At 72.1% G+C, this 18,548-nt stretch carries 14 protein-coding genes and 1 tRNA gene; 10 read left to right on the top strand and 5 right to left on the bottom strand.

What is annotated here, in order from left to right; genetic code table 11:
• Positions 1–17 precede the first annotated feature (17 nt).
• The 4 genes from purL (at position 18) to purM (ending at position 6,341) form a co-directional block, all read left to right on the top strand.
• On the top strand, positions 18–2,315 hold the full coding sequence (gene purL / locus H299_RS34465) for a phosphoribosylformylglycinamidine synthase subunit PurL (RefSeq protein ID WP_037759205.1): 2,298 nt from the start codon (positions 18–20) through the stop codon (positions 2,313–2,315).
• A gap of 79 nt (positions 2,316–2,394) precedes the next feature.
• On the top strand, positions 2,395–3,201 hold the full coding sequence (locus H299_RS0115765; RefSeq protein ID WP_027749181.1) for a maleylpyruvate isomerase family mycothiol-dependent enzyme: 807 nt from the start codon (positions 2,395–2,397) through the stop codon (positions 3,199–3,201).
• 371 nt (positions 3,202–3,572) lie between these two features.
• Positions 3,573–5,138, top strand: a complete 1,566-nt coding sequence (purF, locus tag H299_RS0115770) for an amidophosphoribosyltransferase (protein ID WP_027749182.1) — start codon at positions 3,573–3,575, stop codon at positions 5,136–5,138.
• A 120-nt stretch (positions 5,139–5,258) separates the two neighbouring features.
• Positions 5,259–6,341 (top strand): phosphoribosylformylglycinamidine cyclo-ligase, encoded by a 1,083-nt coding sequence (gene purM / locus H299_RS0115775; RefSeq protein WP_027749183.1) that lies wholly within the window; start codon positions 5,259–5,261, stop codon positions 6,339–6,341.
• 83 nt (positions 6,342–6,424) lie between these two features.
• On the opposite strand, the gene H299_RS0115780 is transcribed toward purM, so the two are convergent.
• Positions 6,425–6,682: a DUF3073 domain-containing protein gene (locus H299_RS0115780; RefSeq protein ID WP_027749184.1), complete on the bottom strand. Its 258-nt coding sequence runs from the start codon at positions 6,680–6,682 to the stop codon at positions 6,425–6,427.
• A 339-nt stretch (positions 6,683–7,021) separates the two neighbouring features.
• Positions 7,022–8,155 (bottom strand): Glu/Leu/Phe/Val dehydrogenase dimerization domain-containing protein, encoded by a 1,134-nt coding sequence (locus H299_RS0115785; protein ID WP_078512774.1) that lies wholly within the window; start codon positions 8,153–8,155, stop codon positions 7,022–7,024.
• Positions 8,156–8,342: 187 nt separating this feature from the next.
• Between H299_RS0115785 and H299_RS0115790 the strand changes: the two genes are divergently transcribed.
• Both H299_RS0115790 and bldC read left to right on the top strand, forming a co-directional pair.
• Positions 8,343–9,227 (top strand): DUF8083 family protein, encoded by an 885-nt coding sequence (locus tag H299_RS0115790; RefSeq protein WP_027749186.1) that lies wholly within the window; start codon positions 8,343–8,345, stop codon positions 9,225–9,227.
• A gap of 545 nt (positions 9,228–9,772) precedes the next feature.
• Positions 9,773–9,979, top strand: a complete 207-nt coding sequence (gene bldC / locus H299_RS0115795; RefSeq protein ID WP_027749187.1) for a developmental transcriptional regulator BldC — start codon at positions 9,773–9,775, stop codon at positions 9,977–9,979.
• Positions 9,980–10,421: 442 nt separating this feature from the next.
• Here bldC and H299_RS34470 read toward each other — a convergent pair whose 3' ends face one another.
• The 3 genes from H299_RS34470 to hrpA form a co-directional block, all read right to left on the bottom strand.
• A complete protein-coding gene (locus H299_RS34470; protein ID WP_051262518.1) occupies positions 10,422–10,820 on the bottom strand; it encodes a DUF6274 family protein in 399 nt (132 codons plus the stop codon).
• A gap of 187 nt (positions 10,821–11,007) precedes the next feature.
• Positions 11,008–11,082: transfer RNA gene (locus tag H299_RS0115805), tRNA-Asp, on the bottom strand.
• A 107-nt stretch (positions 11,083–11,189) separates the two neighbouring features.
• Positions 11,190–15,380, bottom strand: a complete 4,191-nt coding sequence (gene hrpA / locus H299_RS0115810) for an ATP-dependent RNA helicase HrpA (protein ID WP_027749188.1) — start codon at positions 15,378–15,380, stop codon at positions 11,190–11,192.
• Positions 15,381–15,619: 239 nt separating this feature from the next.
• On the opposite strand from hrpA, the gene H299_RS0115815 reads away from it, so the two are divergent.
• The 4 genes from H299_RS0115815 (at position 15,620) to H299_RS0115830 (ending at position 18,543) form a co-directional block, all read left to right on the top strand.
• Positions 15,620–16,084, top strand: a complete 465-nt coding sequence (locus H299_RS0115815) for a hypothetical protein (protein ID WP_027749189.1) — start codon at positions 15,620–15,622, stop codon at positions 16,082–16,084.
• Between the two features lie 206 nt (positions 16,085–16,290).
• The gene (locus tag H299_RS0115820) at positions 16,291–16,854 is read left to right on the top strand and encodes a hypothetical protein (protein ID WP_106965805.1); all 564 of its coding nucleotides are present in this window, start codon (positions 16,291–16,293) and stop codon (positions 16,852–16,854) included.
• Between the two features lie 49 nt (positions 16,855–16,903).
• The gene (locus H299_RS0115825; protein ID WP_037759208.1) at positions 16,904–17,701 is read left to right on the top strand and encodes a thioredoxin domain-containing protein; all 798 of its coding nucleotides are present in this window, start codon (positions 16,904–16,906) and stop codon (positions 17,699–17,701) included.
• Positions 17,698–18,543 (top strand): cytochrome c biogenesis CcdA family protein, encoded by an 846-nt coding sequence (locus tag H299_RS0115830; protein ID WP_027749192.1) that lies wholly within the window; start codon positions 17,698–17,700, stop codon positions 18,541–18,543. The genes H299_RS0115825 and H299_RS0115830 overlap by 4 nt, the downstream gene beginning before the upstream one ends.
• Positions 18,544–18,548: the final 5 nt, after the last annotated feature.

The following is an 18,548-nucleotide window of genomic DNA, read 5'->3' on the forward strand; positions in this document are numbered from 1 at the left end:
GGAGCGAGCGAGCCCTCATGCACAGCCTGGACACCGTCAAGCACGCCGAGCAGACCCCGGACACCGACCTCCCGTGGGCCGAACTCGGCCTGAAGGAAGACGAGTACGCCCGCATCCGGGAAATCCTCGGCCGCCGCCCGACCGGCGCCGAGCTGGCCATGTACTCGGTGATGTGGTCGGAGCACTGCTCGTACAAGTCGAGCAAGGTGCACCTCAAGCAGTTCAGCGAGAAGGCCCCGGCCTCGGACGCCATGCTGGTCGGCATCGGCGAGCAGGCGGGCGTCGTGGACGTCGGCCAGGGGTACGCGGTCACCTTCAAGGTCGAGTCGCACAACCACCCCTCGTACGTCGAGCCCTACCAGGGCGCGGCCACCGGCATCGGCGGCATCGTGCGGGACATCATCGCGATGGGCGCCCGCCCGGTCGCCGTCATGGACCCGCTGCGATTCGGCGCCGCCGACCACCCGGACACCCGGCGGGTGCTGCCCGGCGTCGTCGCGGGCATCGGCGGCTACGGCAACTGCCTGGGCCTGCCCAACATCGGCGGCGAGGTCGTCTTCGACTCCTGCTACCAGGGAAACCCGCTGGTCAACGCCTTGTGCGTCGGCGTCATGAAGCACGAGGACATCCACCTGGCCAAGGCCTCCGGCACCGGCAACAAGGTGGTCCTCTACGGCGCCCGCACCGGCGGCGACGGCATCGGCGGCGCGTCCATCCTGGCCTCCGAGACCTTCGACGATTCCAAGCCGAGCAAGCGCCCGGCCGTCCAGGTCGGCGACCCGTTCCAGGAGAAGCTGCTCATCGAGTGCACCCTGGAGGCGTTCCGGGAGCGGCTCGTCGTCGGCATCCAGGACCTGGGCGCGGCGGGGCTCTCCTGCGCCACCTCCGAGCTGGCGTCCAACGGCTCCGGCGGCATGCGCGTCGACCTGGACGTCGTACCGCTGCGCGACTCCACGCTCTCCCCCGAGGAGATCCTGATGAGCGAGTCGCAGGAGCGCATGTGCGCCGTCCTGGAGCCCTCGAAGGTCGACCGCTTCCTGGAGATCTGCGAGAAGTGGGACGTCATCGCCACCGTCATCGGCGAGGTCACCGACGGCGACCGGCTGGGCATCTACTGGCACGGCGAGCAGATCGTGGACGTGCCGCCGCGCACCGTCGCGCACGACGGCCCGGTGCTCAACCGCCCGTACGCGCGCCCCGCCTGGCAGGACGCGCTCCAGGCCGACGACCCGGCCAAGCTGCCCCGCCCCAGCGGCGGCGCCGAACTGCGCGCGGCCGTACTGGCGCTGCTCGGCTCGCCGAACCAGGCCGCCAAGTCCTGGATCACCGACCAGTACGACCGCTACGTCCTCGGCGACACGGTGCTCGCGCAGCCGGAGGACGGCGGCATGATCCGCATCGACGCCGAGACCGGCCTGGGCGTCGCCCTGGCAACCGACGGCAACGGCCGGTACGCCAAGCTCGACCCGTACGCGGGCGCGCAGCTGGCGCTCTCCGAGTCGTACCGCAACGTCGCCACGACGGGCGCGAAGCCGCTCGCGATCACCGACTGCCTCAACTTCGGCTCGCCGGAGGACCCGGCGGCCATGTGGCAGTTCGCCGAGGCGTGCCGGGGGCTGGCCGACGCCTGCCAGGTGCTGGGCACGCCGGTCACCGGCGGCAACGTCTCGCTCTACAACCAGACCGGCGACAACGCCGTGCACCCCACCCCGGTGGTCGGCGTGCTCGGCGTCATCGACGACGTGGCCCGCCGTACGCCGAGCGGCTTCGCCGAGGAGGGCCAGCTCATCTACCTCCTCGGTGACACCCGTGAGGAACTGGGCGGCTCCGCCTGGTCCCAGGTGGCGCACGGGCACCTCGGCGGCCTGCCGCCCACCGTGGACCTGGAGCGCGAGCGGCTGCTCGGCGAGATCCTCATCTCCGCCTCCCGCGACGGCATGGCCGACGCGGCGCACGACCTGAGCGACGGCGGGCTGATCCAGGCCCTCAGCGAGTCCTGCCTCCAGGGCCGCCGGGGCGCGCGCATCGTGGTGCCGGACGGCATCGACCCGTTCGTCTTCCTCTTCTCCGAGTCGCAGGGCCGCGCGATCGTGGCGATCCCGCGCAGCGAGGAGGTCCGGTTCAACGACATGTGCGGGGCACGCGGGCTGCCCGCCACCCGCATCGGTGTGGTGGACGGCACGGAGGCGGCCGAGGGCGACGGCACCGACGGTGGCGAGGACGCGGCGGCGATCGAGGTGCAGGGCCTGTTCCGCATCCCGCTGAGCGAGCTGCGCGAGACCCACGAGCGCACCATCCCGGCGCTGCTCGCCTGAGCGCCCGCCGGGGCACCCGCGCCGCCGTACGTCTGTGCGGCGGCGCGGGCGTGCCAGGGCGGGATCGTAGACTCCCGCCATGCCGCCCGCGAACCGCAGCAAGCCGCGTATCTACGATGCCGCCCGCGTCCGTGCGGCGCTCATCGCGCAGGTGGAGGCCCTGGCCGTGGCTGCGCACCGGTGCGGGCCCGAGCAGCGGGCGCTGCCCTCCGGGCTGCCCGGCTGGGACGTCCACCGGCTGCTCGTCCACATCGCCCGCCAGATCGACGCGCTGCCCCGGCTGCTGGCCCTGCCGGAACCCGCCGCGCGGACACCCGAGGTGGACCTGTCGACCTGGGCGCTGTCCACCGGTACGCCGGCGGGCGCGCTGGACGAGGACGTCCGCGAGCAGGCAGCGGACACGGCGGACGCCGCCGCCCGGATCGACGAAGCCGTCGCCGCGCTGGAACCGGTGCTGGAGTCGGCAGTACGGCCCGAATTGCTGCTGCCGCACGCCTTCGGCGCGATGCGTGCGCTGGACTTCACGGTCACCCGGCTCGTGGAACTGGTCGTGCACGCCGACGACCTCGCCCGCGCCACCGGCCTGCCCGTCCCCCTGGACCGCCAGGCCCTTGCCGCCGCCGTACGGCTGCTCGTGGACGCGCTCGCGGTGAAGGCGCCGGGCGGCACGGTGGAGGTACGGGTCCCGCCGTTCGCCGTGACCCAGTGCGTCGCCGGGCCCCGGCACACCCGCGGTACCCCGCCGCACGTGGTGGAGACCGGCCCGCTGACCTGGCTCCGCCTCGCCACGGGCCGCACGGGGTGGGCCGAGTCCCTCGACGAGGGCAACATCACAGCCAGCGGCACCCGCGCCGACCTGTCCCCGTACCTCCCCCTCCTGACCTGACCTCCCAGCACAACCCTGCGCCACCGACGTCCGTGCACGATGTGTAGGTTCCAGCCCGAAGCCGCACCGGCCCGCGTGGCGGGTCAGCGTTGGCGGTGGTCTCCGTGCGGGCCTCGCCCCCTGGGTGCGTGAGTTACAGCCGGTCCGGCGTTTGAGGACGCCCCGGCCCGCGCGGCGGGTCGGCGGGCCAGCCTCGGCGGCGACCCCCGCACAGGCCCGCCCCCGCGCGCCGCACCGGTACGTGAGCCCCTCCGGCGCCCCCCGTGCCCCCGGCCCCGCGGAGCGGGCCGGCGGGGCGACCCGCCCTGCGGGAAGCGCATGGGGCCTACCCGATTCGGAGCACCCGCGCCCGTGCCCTTAGACTCGAAGACGTGCCACGTGGTGATGGACTACTCAACCACGACCTGCTCCCCGGCGAGAAAGGTCCCCAGGACGCCTGCGGCGTCTTCGGAGTCTGGGCCCCGGGAGAAGCGGTCGCGAAGCTCACCTATTTCGGTCTGTACGCGTTGCAGCACCGCGGTCAGGAGTCCGCGGGCATCGCGGTGAGCAACGGCTCGCAGATCCTCGTCTTCAAGGACATGGGCCTGGTCTCACAGGTCTTCGACGAAACCTCGCTGGGCTCCCTCCAGGGCCACATCGCGGTCGGACACGCCAGGTACTCGACGACCGGCGCGTCCGTCTGGGAGAACGCGCAGCCCACGTTCCGGGCCACCGCGCACGGCTCCATCGCGCTGGGCCACAACGGGAACCTGGTCAACACCGTCCAGCTCGCCGAACTCGTCGCGACCCTCGCCGACCGGCGCAACGGCCGCGCGACCCAGGTCGCGGCGACCAACGACACCGACCTGGTCACCGCGCTGCTCGCGGGCCAGACCGACGACGACGGCAAGCCGCTCGGCGTCGAGGAGGCCGCGCCGCTGGTGCTGCCGCAGGTCAAGGGCGCCTTCTCGCTCGTCTTCATGGACGAGCACACGCTGTACGCCGCCCGCGACCCGCAGGGGATTCGCCCGCTGGTTCTCGGCCGGCTGGAGCGCGGCTGGGTGGTCGCCTCCGAGACGGCCGCGCTGGACATCTGCGGCGCCTCCTTCATCCGGGAGATAGAACCGGGGGAGATGGTCGCGATCGACGAGGACGGCCTCCGCTCCAGCCGCTTCGCGGAAGCGAAGCCCAAGGGCTGCGTCTTCGAGTACGTCTATCTCGCCCGCCCCGACACGGACATCGCGGGCCGCAACGTCTACCTCTCCCGCGTCGAGATGGGCCGCAGGCTGGCCGCCGAGGCCCCGGCACCCGAGGCCGATCTCGTCATAGCCACGCCCGAGTCCGGCACCCCGGCCGCGATCGGGTACGCCGAGGCCAGCGGGATTCCGTACGGCAGCGGGCTGGTCAAGAACTCCTACGTCGGCCGGACCTTCATCCAGCCGTCCCAGACGATCCGGCAGCTGGGCATCCGCCTCAAGCTGAACCCGCTCAAGGAGGTCATCCGGGGCAAGCGGCTGGTCGTCGTCGACGATTCGATCGTCCGCGGCAACACCCAGCGCGCCCTGGTCCGGATGCTGCGCGAGGCGGGCGCCGCCGAGGTGCACGTGCGGATCAGCTCGCCGCCCATCAAGTGGCCCTGCTTCTTCGGCATCGACTTCGCCAACCGCGCGGAGCTGATCGCCAACGGTCTGACCGTGGAGGAGATCGGCAAGTCGCTGGGCGCCGACTCGCTCGCGTACATCTCGACGGACGGCATGATCGCGGCGACCACGATAGCCAAGCCGGATCTGTGCCGGGCCTGCTTCGACGGCGAGTACCCGATGGAGCTGCCGGACCCGGAGCTGCTGGGCAAGCACCTGCTGGAGACCGAGGCCCAGGCACCCGCACAGGCCGACGTGGACGGCGTGCCGACGCTGACCGCGGGCCCGGGCGGCGCGGACGCGCTGCGCCGGCCCTAGGGCCTGTCCGGGGACGCCCCGTCCGGGGCCGGGCGGGCCCGCCGTCCGTGCCTCTCCGGCGCCGCCGCCGTCCCCTTCCAGGTCCGATCCGCCCCTGACACCGTGACGAGAGAACCCGCCATGACTGAGCCCACCGCGCCGGAGCCGCCCGGCGCCAGCTACGCCGCCGCCGGAGTCGACATCGAGGCGGGCGACCGCGCCGTCGTCCTGATGAAGGAGTGGGTCAGGAAGGCCCAGCGCCCCGAGTCCCTGGGCGGCCTCGGCGGCTTCGCCGGGCTCTTCGACGCCTCCGCGCTCAAGCGCTACGAGCGCCCGCTGCTGGCCTCCGCGACGGACGGGGTCGGTACGAAGGTCGCCATCGCGCAGCGCATGGACATCCACGACTCGATCGGCCACGACCTGGTCGCCATGGTCGTCGACGACCTGGTGGTGTGCGGGGCCGAGCCGCTGTTCATGACCGACTACATCTGTGTCGGCAAGGTGCGCCCGGAGCGGGTCGCGCAGATCGTCAAGGGCATCGCCGAGGGCTGTGTGCTGGCCGGCTGTGCGCTGGTGGGCGGCGAGACCGCCGAGCACCCCGGGCTGCTCGGCCCGGACGAGTACGACGTGGCGGGCGCGGGCACCGGCGTGGTCGAGGCGGACGCGCTGCTCGGCCCGGATCGTATCCGTACGGGTGACGTGGTGATCGCGATGGCGTCCTCCGGACTTCACTCCAACGGGTACTCACTGGTCCGGCACGTGTTCCTCGACCGCGCGGGCTGGGCGCTGGACCGCCAGGTGGCGGAGTTCGGCCGCACCCTGGGCGAAGAGCTGCTGGAGCCCACCAAGATCTACTCGCTGGACTGCCTCGCCCTGGCCCGTACGACGGAGGTGCACGCCTTCTCGCACATCACCGGCGGCGGGCTGGCCAACAACCTGGCCCGGGTGGTGCCGGACGGGCTGCACGCCCGCGTGGACCGGGCCACGTGGGCGCCGGGCGCGGTCTTCGACCTGGTCGGCGAGCTGGGCCGGGTGGCGCGGCCGGAGCTGGAGAAGACGCTGAACATGGGCGTCGGCATGATCGCCGTGGTGCCGCAGGAGTCGGTGGCGGCGACGCTGCACACGCTCGGCGAGCGCGGGGTCGGCGCCTGGGTGGCCGGTGAGATCACCGAGCGCGGCGCGGACGGCGCGGCGGTCACCCTGACCGGGGACCATGCGCGCTGAGGGACCGCGCGGTGAGCGTGCCGGAGCAGCACAGAACCCGGTCCGGCGGATGCCGGACCGGGCCGATGCCTTCGTGCGCCGCGTCAGGCGCGGCGTTGTCGCGACGGGGAGTCGGACGGCTGATCGTCGTCATCCTCCTCATCGCTGTTGTACAGATCCGCGTACTGTGCGTACGGGTCGTCATCCAGCTCATCGTCCTCGACAGGCTCGCCCTTCGGCGGCTCATTCGATGGCGATGCGCCCAGCTCCTCGGCCAGACGTGACAGATCCGTCCCGCCGCTGTTGTACTTCAGCTGGCGGGCGACCTTCGTCTGCTTGGCCTTGGCCCGGCCGCGCCCCATGGCTCGACCCCCTCAACGACGGGGCTCGACGGCCCCAGAGTCTTGACACGCGTTCATGTTTCAGACCGGACTTGCGGACTCTCGGCTGAGAGACCGGTCCGTAGGTGTTCAACGGTACCTGCTTCCGCCGCCGGGCGGTACGTCACCCACACGACACGGCAGGTCGCCGTTGCGTCCCTTGACCAGTTTTTCCCTGGTCAATCGGGATTTTACCTTCCGCACATCGGCGGACCCGCCCGGGGGGTGGGTGACGAGACTCTCGCGCCGGGGCACGGCTGTGACCCGGCCCGGCACGCAGTGTCACCGGTGCGGGCCGGGCCGGGTGTCCGGGCCGCCGGATTACCGGGCGTCCGCCATCCGCTGCTCCGCGATCCGGTCGGCCGCCACGGCCGGCGGTACGCCGTCCGCCTCCGCACGTTCGAATATGGCCAGCGTGGTGTCCAGGATCATCGTCGCCTTCGCCTTGGCACGTGCGAAGTCGAAGCCGTGCAGTTCGTCCGCGACCTGGATGACCCCGCCCGCGTTGACCACGTAGTCCGGCGCGTAGAGGATTCCCCGGTCGGAGAGGTCCTTCTCCACGCCGGGGTGGGCCAACTGGTTGTTGGCCGCGCCGCAGACCACCTTCGCGGTGAGCACGGGCACCGTCTCGTCGTCCAGCGCCCCGCCCAGGGCGCACGGCGCGTACACGTCCAGCCCGGTGGTGCGGATCAGGGCGTCCGTGTCGGCGGCGACGGCGACCTCGGGGTGCGCCGCGCGCACCCGGTCGAGCGACTCCTCCCGCACGTCGGTGACCACGACCTCCGCGCCGTCCTCCACCAGGTGCGCGACCAGGTGGTGCCCGACCTTGCCGACCCCGGCCACCCCCACCTTGCGCCCGCGCAGGGTGGGCGCGCCCCACAGGTGCCGGGCGCTGGCGCGCATGCCCTGGAAGACGCCGAAGGCGGTCAGCACCGAGGAGTCGCCCGCGCCGCCCTGCTCCGGCGACCGGCCGGTCGTCCAGCGGCAGGTGCGCGAGACGACGTCCATGTCCCGTACGTACGTGCCCACGTCGCAGGCCGTCACGTAGCGCCCGCCCAGCGAGTCCACGAACCGCCCGTAGGCGAGCAGCAGCTCCTCGGACTTCAGCGTCTCCGGGTCCCCGATGATCACCGCCTTGCCGCCGCCGTGGTCCAGCCCGGCGAGGGCGTTCTTGTACGACATGCCGCGGGCGAGGTTGAGCGCGTCGTGCAGCGCCTCCTCGTCGCTGGCGTAGGGGTGGAAGCGGGTGCCGCCGAGGGCGGGGCCGAGCGCGGTGGAGTGGATGGCGACCACGGCGCGCAGGCCGCTCTCGCGGTCCTGGCAGAGCAGCACCTGCTCGTGGCCGCCCTGCTCGGTGCGGAAGAGCGTGTGCAGCGCGCTGTTCGCGGTACTGGCGGTGTTGGGGGTGGCGGGCGGCTCGTCGGCGCTGACGGGCGAGGGACGTACGTCAGTCACGGTGGTGACTCCTGTAGGTCGCGTCGGGTGCCCCCCGCCGTGCTCCCCGTCTGTGGCCGGGTGCCCGGTGGTGGGGCCTGATGCCCCTGAGCGTAGACCTGCGGTGCGGAGGGGATCGTCTCAGTGCCACGATCTGGGTAGGCAGATTTCCCGCCGGTCGTACCGGTGGGAGGACGGAGGAGTGGGCGTGGCGCAGAGTCCGGCGGCAGTCGTCCCGTACGCGGCCTACCTGCGGGTGTACGAGCCGCTGGCGGCCTTCCCCGAGCCGGAGCGTGCGCACTGGGCGCGGTACGCGAAACGGGACCGGATGCCCACGGCCCAGGACGAGTTGCGCCGCGCTCTTGCCGATCTGCTGCCGGTTCCGCCGGTCGTGGTGCCGGTGCGGGAGAGCGCGGAGGCGTTCGTCGCCGAGATCGACGGCGTCACCTGCGTCTGCCCGTGGCGCACCAGGCTCCGCGGCTGGCAGGCGCTGACGGCGCTGTCGGCCTCGGTGGGCACCGCGGGCCCCACGGAGGTCGATCTGCCGCGCACGGTCCTGGACGCGGCCCTGCCGCCGGTCGTACGGCGTCAGGCCGCCGCGGACTACGAGCAGTGGCGGGAGCGGAACCCGGACGCGCGGCCCTGGATTCGTACGGCGCTGTGGCACGTGCCGGTGCGCTGGTTCGTCCTCTTCGCGGACGCGGAAAGGGAGTTTGCGAAGCCGGAAAGCGGTGAGGAGAGCGTTCAGCAGTCCGTTCTCCGCTATCGCACACCGATGGTCCAGGCGCGCCGACGAGTCGCGCGGGGGCTGAAGGTGATCCGCGAGGAGTTGGAGGAGGGGCCGCTCGTCGAGGGTCTGGTCGACGTGGGGCGGTGGCTGGAGGAGTTCCATCCGCGGTCACTCGTCGAACTGGATTACGGCGGTCTCTCCCATGTGATCCCCGAGTCCCAGCTCGCCGAGGACCACTCCGCGGCGGATGTGGCGGAGGGCATCACGGCGCTGCGCGAGGGGGACGCGGACCGGGCGGGGGAGGCGTACGAGCGGCTGACGGATCGCTGGCGCGCGGTGCGCGAACTCCAGTTCGCGAACTGAGTCGCGAACGGACGGCAGGCGGTGGGCGACAGGCGGCGAAGGGGCCGGATTCGGGGATGTTCTCCCTGAACCGGGCCATTGGCTCAAGGCTGTTCAACTCAGATCAATCCCGCGCAACCCCTCCCAAGCGTGACGGACAGCACGTTTCAGGGCCTTGCACTCAGAGCTACCCCTCATGTCAAAATAGGACAAGGAGTCCGGAGGGGTTCCTTCCGTCCGGGAAAGGACGGATAGTTCAGTTGGTTCAGTATTGCGCTTCTTGTGGGATCTGGTGACACCTGACCCCATTGTGACTGATTGTCATGGCGGGGTAACTGTCCGCTATGGACCGGTCCATCGGCATCCGCCGAGGTTGACTACCTGAGAGGGCAATTCCATCGGTTTGGCCGACGTGGCTGGACGGATGGTGTAGTTGTAGTGCCGAGGACAAGCCGTTCGTCCTATAACCGACTCGGCTCGCGTGCACCATTTCGGGCAACGCGGGTCAAGGTGCAGAATTTAGAGGAAAGAACCGTGATGGTTCGGTTCTCCCGAGGAGGCCGCTCATGACCGCTCGCACCCCTGATGCCGAGCCGCTGCTGACCCCGGCTGAGGTTGCCACCATGTTCCGCGTGGACCCGAAGACGGTCACTCGCTGGGCCAAGGCCGGCAAGCTCACGTCCATCCGCACGCTCGGAGGACACCGCCGCTATCGCGAGGCGGAGGTGCGCGCACTCCTTGCGGGCATCCCGCAGCAGCGCAGCGAGGTCTGAAATCAGAGGAAGTACAGCGAAATAACCGCATAATCCGGTGTCTTCCGGGGTCCCCCACCTCGGATCGACGCCAGCCGTACGGCGAGTACGTACCGTACGGCGAGCAACGCCAGCAGCACGCGATCGCGCTGAACTCCGCCGGGTTCAGCGCGATTTCGCGTGTCAGGGCGCGGTGGGGAGGCGCGGGTCGGGGCGGCCGGGAGGCCGGCCGTGCGCCCCGCGCGCGGCTGCCCGGGGTGCCGGGCCGACGCCTCGCGGGGCGGGCCGCACGGGCGCCGGGGGGTGCTGTGCGGCGGCCGGGGTGGCACTGAGGGGCATAGTAAAATTTCACATATTAAATTGACGAAGCCTGGAGGAACCGTGAGTTCCCCTGCGTCGGTGGTTGATTCGGTGACTCCCGTCACATCACGAAACTCTTGTCCCGATAGGCGGCTGCGCGATATTAGAGGATCTCGCTTCCGCCCCCGGTGCGGTCGGCTGTGCGGTCGGCGGCCGGGCCCGGATCTCCCGGCCCGCGCTCGGCAGTGGGGCGTGGCGCGGCCCCTGTGGCGCCCTCTGCGGGCATCTCCCGGGCCTCGCCGGTCTGTTGGGCCGCATCGGCCGCTTCGGTCATGGTGCTCCCGCTGCTGCCCGTCGGGGCCACCCCGGACGGGCCGGGCAGCGGGCCCCACTCGGGCTCCGGCCCGGACTCCAGGGCGAGCCGCAGCAGCCGGTGGCAGATGGGGCAGTGGCGCGTGGCGTGGCGGTAGGCCGAGGCCGCCGCCAGATGAGCGCGCAGCAGGGCGCGCGTCTCGTGCCGCCGCGAGCTGGTGGGACGCGGGCTGATCGGAATGGTCGTCATGCCGCTCACCTCCGTGTAGCTCAGAGGTACCGGCGGGAGGTACCCGCGTCAAGACGCCGGAACAGGTCGGTGGAACCGGCCCGCGGCACATCCGCCCGGACGGACCGCCCTCGCGGCACGGAGTGACATGCGCGGACACGCGAAAACGGCCCGCACCCCGAGGGGCACGAGCCGACCTTCCGCACTGCGGTCCTGACGGGATTTGAACCCGCGGCCTCCACCTTGACAGGGTGGCGAGCACTCCAAACTGCTCCACAGGACCTTGCCGCGCACGCTGGCGCGAAAACAGACTCTACAGCAGCGCAGCCGTCCGAGGCCAATCCGCCTCCGGCGCCTTCTTCCCTGCTCATCCCGGGAGGGAGCAGGGCATCAGCGCCCCGCCGGGACCGCCGCGTCCACCGCCTTCACGATGCGCTTGTCCGACACCGGGTACGCCGTCCCCAGCGCGTGCGCGAAGTAGCTCACCCGCAGCTCCTCGACCATCCAGCGGATGTCCCGCGCGGCCTTCGGCACCGGCCGTCCGGGCGGGAACTGCTCGAGCAGCCACAGGTATTCGTCCTGCATCTCCTTGACCTTCGCCATCCGCGTACGGTCCCGCTCGGCGTTGTTCGGCAGCTGCTGGAGGCGGCGGTCCGCGGCGACGAGGTAGCGCAGCAGGTCCGGCAGCCGTCCCGCACCGTGCAGGGTGACGAACCCCGGGCAGACCAGCGCCGCCAGCTGCTCCCGCACGTCCGCCAGGGACGGCTGGAGCACCGTGCTGCGGATCGTGCGCAGCCGCTGCTCGCACGAGTGCCAGGCGGCCAGCACCTCCTGGACCTGCCGGACGGTGTTCAAGGTGGCGTCCACCAGGTCGGCCCGTACCGCGTCGAACAGCTTGCTGAACCCCTCCTGGTCCCAGGCGGGGCCGCCGCGCGCCGCGACCAGGCGGTCGGTGGCGGCGGTGACGCAGTCCTCGAACAGGGCCTGGACGCTGCCGTGCGGCGACCGGGAGAGCGCCAGCTTCTGCTGGTTGCTCAGCTTGGACTGGGCGAACTTGGCGGGATCGGAGGCGATGTTGAGCAGGATCAGCCGCCGGGTGCCCCGCCACATCGCGTCCTGCTGCTCCTCCGCGGTGTCGAAGAGCTTCACCGAGACGGACGTGCCGTCGTCCACCAGCGCCGGGTACGCCTTGACGGGCTGGCCCGCGCGCCGGGTCTCGAAGGTGCGGGGGAGGCTGCCGAGCGTCCAACTGGTCAGCCCTGTGCGCTGGGTGGGGGAGGACGGGGCCGCCTCGCCGGCTGCGGCGGCACCCGCACCGCGCGCGGCGCCCGTACCGTCCCCACCGCCCGCCGCGGGGGCCGCACCGCCGCCCTTGCCGCCCGAAGTGCCGCCCGTGCCACCGGAGTTCTTCCGGGAGCGCGCGGAGGAGTCGAACGCCTTGGAGATGGCCTCCTGCGTCCTCGGCTTCAGGCGCAGCTGGAGCGCCTCGATGTCCTTGTCCTCGGAGTCCCCGGACAGCCTGCGCCGCCGCTCGTCGACGACCCGGAAGGTGATCCGCAGGTGGTCGGGGACCTTGGCCCAGTCGAAGTCGGCGGGCTCCATCCGTACGCCCACCAGGCGTTGCAGCTCGCGGGACATCGCGGTGGTCAGCGGCTCGCGGGGCGCGGTGTCCCCGCCGGCCGCGCCGCCCGCGCCGCTCCCGTCGGCGACGGCCGCGAGGAAGCGCCGCGCGAAGTCGGGTGCGGGCACGTAGTTGCGGCGGATCGGCTTGGGCAGCGAGCGGATCAGCTCGGTGACCACCTCCGCGCGCAGCCCCGGGATCTGCCAGTCGAAGCCGTCGGCGGTGACCTGGTTGAGCACGTGCAGCGGTACGTGGACGGTCACGCCGTCGGCGTCCGTGCCGGGCTCGAACTGGTAGGTCACCGGGAAGGCCAGCTCGCCCTGGCGCCAGGTGTCCGGGTAGTCCGCCTTGGTTACCTGGCCCGCCCGCTCGTTGATGAGCATGGACTTCTCGAAGTTCAGCAGATCGGGCTCGTCGCGCCGCTGCCGCTTCCACCAGGAGTCGAAGTGGGCGCCGGAGACGACGTGTTCGGGGATGCGCTGGTCGTAGAAGTCGTAGAGCGTCTCGTCGTCCACCAGGATGTCGCGGCGGCGGGCCCGGTGCTCCAACTCCTCGACCTCGTCGAGGAGTTTGCGGTTGTCGCTGAAGAACTGGTGATGCGTGCGCCAGTCGCCCTCGACCAGGGCGTTGCGGATGAAGAGGTCGCGGGAGGTCTCGGCGTCGATGCCGCCGTAGTTGACCTTGCGCTGCGCGACGAGCGGCACGCCGTAGAGCGTCACCCGCTCGTACGCCATCACCGCGGCCTGCTTCTGCTCCCAGTGCGGCTCGCTGTAGGTGCGCTTGACCAGGTGCCCGGCGAGCGGCTCCACCCACTCCGGCTCGATCTTCGCGTTCACCCGCGCCCACAGCCTGCTGGTCTCCACCAGCTCCGCCGACATCACCCAGCGGGGCGGCTTCTTGAACAGGGCGGAGCCGGGGAAGACGGCGAACTTGGCGTTGCGCGCGCCCAGATACTCGTTCTTCTCGGTCTCCTTGAGGCCGAGGTGGGAGAGCAGGCCGGCCAGCAGCGACTGGTGGATCGGCACGTCGGCCGCCTGCTCGCGCTGCTCGTCGAACTGGAGCTTCATCCCCTTCACGACCTGGCGGAGCTGGGCGTAGATGTCCTGCCATTCGCGTATCCGCAGGTAGTTCAGATACTCCGCCTTGCACATCCGGCGGAACTGCGAGGACGACAGCTCCTTCTGCCGCTCCCGTACGTAGCGCCAGAGGTTGAGGAAGGCCAGGAAGTCGCTCGTCGCGTCCTTGAAGCGGGCGTGCTGCTGGTCGGCCTGCTGCTGCTTCTCGGCCGGGCGCTCGCGCGGGTCCTGGATGGAGAGCGCGGCGGCGATCACCATCACCTCCCGTACGCAGCCGTTCCGTTCGGCCTCCAGCACCATCCGGCCCAGCCTCGGGTCGACGGGCAGCTGGGCCAGCCTGCGGCCGATCGGGGTCAGTTCGCGGGCCCGCTCCCGCAACGCGCCCAGTTCCTCGAGGAGTTGGACGCCCGCCTTGATGCTGCGGTGGTCCGGCGGGTCGATGAAGGGGAACTTCTCCACCTCGCCCAGCCCGGCCGCCGTCATCTGGAGGATCACGGACGCCAGGTTCGTGCGGAGGATCTCCGGGTCGGTGAACTCGGGCCGGGAGAGGAAGTCGTCCTCGGAGTAGAGGCGGATGCAGATGCCGTCCGACGTACGGCCGCAGCGGCCCTTGCGCTGGTTGGCGCTGGCCTGCGACACCGGCTCGATCGGCAGCCGCTGGACCTTGGTGCGGTGGCTGTAGCGGGAGATGCGGGCGGTGCCCGGGTCGACGACGTACTTGATGCCGGGGACGGTCAGTGAGGTCTCGGCGACGTTCGTCGCCAGCACGACGCGACGGCCCGAATGACGCTGGAAGACGCGGTGCTGCTCGGCGTGCGAGAGGCGGGCGTAGAGGGGGAGGACCTCGGTGTGCGGGAGGCTGCGCTTGTGCAGGGCGTCGGCGGTGTCGCGGATCTCCCGCTCGCCGGAGAGGAAGACCAGGACGTCGCCCGGGCCCTCGGCCTGCAACTCGTCCACCGCGTCGCAGATCGCGGTGATCTGGTCGCGGTCGCGCTCCTCGCTGTCCTCCTCCAGCAGCGGGCGGTAGCGCACCTCCACCGGGTACGTACGGCCGCTCACCTCGACGATCGGGGCGCTGGGGTGCGCGGCGGCGGCGTCCTCGCGCACCGGGGCGGCGTCCTGGGGCGGCGCCGGGACGGTGGCGGCGAGGTCGCCGAAGTGCCGGGAGAAGCGCTCCGGGTCGATCGTCGCGGAGGTGATCACGACCTTCAGGTCCGGGCGCCGGGGCAGCAGCTGCGCGAGGTACCCGAGCAGGAAGTCGATGTTGAGGCTGCGCTCGTGTGCCTCGTCGATGATGATCGTGTCGTACTGGCGCAGCTCCCGGTCGGTCTGGATCTCCGCCAGCAGGATGCCGTCCGTCATCAGCTTGACCAGGGTGTTGTCCTTGACCTGGTCGGTGAAGCGGACCTTCCAGCCCACCGCCTCGCCCAGCGAGGAGCCCAGCTCCTCGGCCACCCGCTCCGCGACCGTACGGGCCGCGATGCGGCGCGGCTGGGTGTGACCGATCAGACCCTGGATGCCGCGGCCCAGCTCCAGGCAGATCTTCGGGATCTGCGTCGTCTTGCCCGAGCCGGTCTCCCCCGCGACGATCACCACCTGGTGGTCGCGGATGGCCGCCAGGATCGTGTCCTTCTTCTGGCTGACCGGCAGTTGTTCGGGATAGCGGATGGCGGGGACGGCCGCGCGGCGGGCCGCGACGCGCCGTTCGGACTCGGCCATCGACGTGGCGATCTCGGCGAGCACGGTGGCGCGCGGCTCCGGCTTGCGAATTCTGCGGGCGCCGTCGAGTCGGCGCCCGAGCCGCAGCTGGTCGCGCAGCATCAACTCGGGCAGTCGCTCCAGCAGGGCGGGGAGCGTGGGGGCGGGAGCAGGCGTGGTGGACATACGGGCCCCAGGATCTCACCTCACCGAATCGGGTGGCGAATCATTTCCCCCGTGCCGGAGCGCGCGCGCCGTCCCCGTAGGGTGGTCAGGGTGCATCACGGATGCACCCCAGGTTGACGTTCGGCCGCCCGTGCGTATGCGGCGCGGCCGGGGAGGCGACGGGAACGCGCCGCCTCCCGCCGAGGCACCCGGACCGAGTGGCCCGCGGTGTGACCGGCAGACCGTGTGAAGGGACCCCGATGACAGGCGTGCGGCAGCGGCGAGGCGACGGCGCCTCCGTGCTGCTGGGTCTGCTCGGGGTGCTGGGCCTGGTGGCTGTGCTGTGCGGGGCGCTGCCGTGTGCTGGTGGCGGTGCCGGTCCCGCAGCTGCCGGTCCCGTCGCGGCCGCTGCTCCGGCCGCGGCTGCCGCCCCCGTCGTCGACGAGTCCGTGTCCGGCCCGCCGTCCGTCACGCCCGACCGGGGGGACGAGGATCGGGGAGACGGGGACCGGCCCGGCTGCCGCGCCCCCCGTCCGGCCGACGACCTGCCCCCGGCCGTACCCTCCGGCGGCAAGGTCTCGCACGTCACCCCGCCGGCCCTGGTGGCACGCGTCCTCCCCGGCACCCAGGCGGTGCCCGGCCCGGGCACCGTCGCGCCGCCCGCCGACGGCCCCTCGCCACCGGTCACCCCGACGCACGTCCAGCTCTCCGTCCTGCGGGTCTAGGCCCTGTCGTCACAATGACGGCCTCCGGCCGGGCGCCGTCATTGTGACGACAGGGCCCAGGCCGGGTCAGGGGCTCAACGCCCCGGCGTCCCACAGCGCGGCCCCGCCGCCCGTACGCGCCCTCGCCGTGCTCCCTCGCGCCGTGCGCCGTGCTGCCGCCGTGCGCGCCGCGATCCACGCCCAGGACATCCGAAAGGAGAGCCCCGATGCGGCTCCGAAGCCTCTTCGCACCCCGTACCTCGCGTCCACCTCGTACCTCGCGTCCGCCCCGGACATCCCTGCGGCTCGCGCTGCGTGCCCCGGCCGCCTGGCCGCCGACCCGCTGGGGGGTCGCCGTCGGCGCCGCGCTGTGCTGCGCGCTGGCCGTCGGCCTGCCCACCGCCGTGATCCCCAATCCCCTCTTCGGCCGGTCCGTGCCCGTGCAGTGGTGGAACCCGCCCGTGCTCGCGGGTACGGCGCTGCTCGGCGGGCTGCTGCTCGCCACGTACGTGCGCACCGGCCACGACGGCGGGGGCGAGGGGCCGGCGGACCGGGCGCCGGCCCGGCTCGGTTCCGTGTCGGGCCTGCTGTCCTTCTTCGCGGTCGGCTGCCCGGTCTGCAACAAGCTGGTGCTGCTCCTGCTCGGCACCTCGGGCGCGCTGAACGTCTGGGCCCCGGTGCAGCCCCTGCTCGCGGTGGCCGCGCTCGCCCTGCTGGCGGTGGCGACCCTGCGGCGGCTCGCGGGCGAGGTCGCCTGCCCGGCCGACGCCCGGCCCGCGAGACCGGCCTGACCCGCCGCGCCCCCTTCCTTCCTCCCTTCCTCTGTGACAGGTGATCCCCATGTCTTCTCCAGCCCGCCCCCTCTCGCGCAAGCGCCTCCTGATCGTCGTGATCGCCGTGACCGCGCTGCTGCTCGGCTGGCTCTCGCAGTACGCCGTCGACAGCGGCGGCAGCGGCAGCGGTGACGGCCCCGCTGCGACCGACACCGCCGACGACGGCGGCTCGGACGGCGGCTCCGACGGCGGCTCCGAGAGCGACACCGCCGAGAGCGAGGCCGTCGCCGACCTGCTCGCCCTCGCCCGCCGCGACGACGGCGACCCGCTGGCGCACGGCGACCCGGACGCGCCGGTCGTCATGATCGAGTACGCCGACTTCGCCTGCTCCTTCTGCGGCAAGTTCGCCCGCGACACCGAACAGGAACTGGTGCGGAAGTACGTGGACGAGGGAGTCCTGCGCATCGAGTGGCGCAACTTCCCGGTCTTCGGCAAGGAGTCCGAGCAGGCCGCCCTCGCCGCCTGGGCAGCCGGGAAACAGGACCGCTTCTGGCAGTTCCACGAGGCCGCCTACGCGGACGAGCGGAAGATGAAGGACGGCTTCGACGACGACCGGCTGACCGAGTTGGCCCGCGAGGCGGGCGTCCCCGACCTCGACCGATTCGACCGCGACCGCGCGGGCGAAGCGGCCCGCAAGGCGCTCGACCGCGACCGCGAGGAGGCGTACCGGCTGGGCGCGGCCAGCACCCCCGTCTTCCTCGTCAACGAGCAGCCGATCTCCGGGGCGCAGCCCACGAAGGTCTTCGAGGACGCCATCGAGGGCGCCGAGGCGTCGGCGAAGAAGCGCGGCGGGGTGCCGCAGTGACCGACATCGGCTACCTCGCGGCGTTCCTCGGCGGGCTCCTCGCCCTGCTCAGCCCGTGCAGCGCGCTGCTCCTGCCCGCCTTCTTCGCCTACTCCTTCGACTCGCCCGGCCGCCTCTTCGCCCGTACCGGCGTCTTCTACCTCGGGCTCGCCTCCACCCTGGTGCCCATCGGCGCGGCGGGCTCCTACGCGGGGCGGTTCTTCTACAGCCACCGGGACGCGCTGGTCACCACGGGCGGCTGGCTGATCATCGCGCTGGGCGTGCTGCAACTGCTCGGGATGGGCTTCACGTCGCGCCGGATGCAGGAGGCGTCCGCCCGCATCCGCCCGACGACGGCGCTGTCCACGTACGCGCTGGGGGCCGTCTACGGTCTGGCCGGGTTCTGCGCGGGGCCGATCCTCGGCAGCGTGCTGACGGTGGCGGCCGTGCGGGGCAACCCGTTCTACGGCGGGGTGCTGCTCGCGGTGTACGCGCTGGGCATGGCCGTGCCGCTGTTCGTGCTGGCGCTGCTGTGGGACCGGCTGGACCTGGGGCGCAGGACGTGGCTGCGGGGGCGCGAGGTGCGGCTGGGGCGCCTCCGGCTGCACTCCAACTCGCTGCTGTCCGGGGCCTTCTTCGTGCTGCTCGGTTCCGTCTTCCTGATCTACAACGGGACCGCGTCGCTCCCCGGTCTGCTGGACGTGGACGCCGCGTTCGCCGCGGAGAGCTGGGCGGGGCGGACGGGGGCGGCCGTACCGGACGAGGTGCTGCTGCCGGTGCTGGTGGCCGGGGTGGCCGGGGTGGTCCTGGGGCGCTGGGTGTGGGGGAGGCGGAGGGCGCGGGCGAAGGTCACGGATGGGTGATTAGT

This window comes from Streptomyces sp. CNH287, assembly GCF_000424825.1.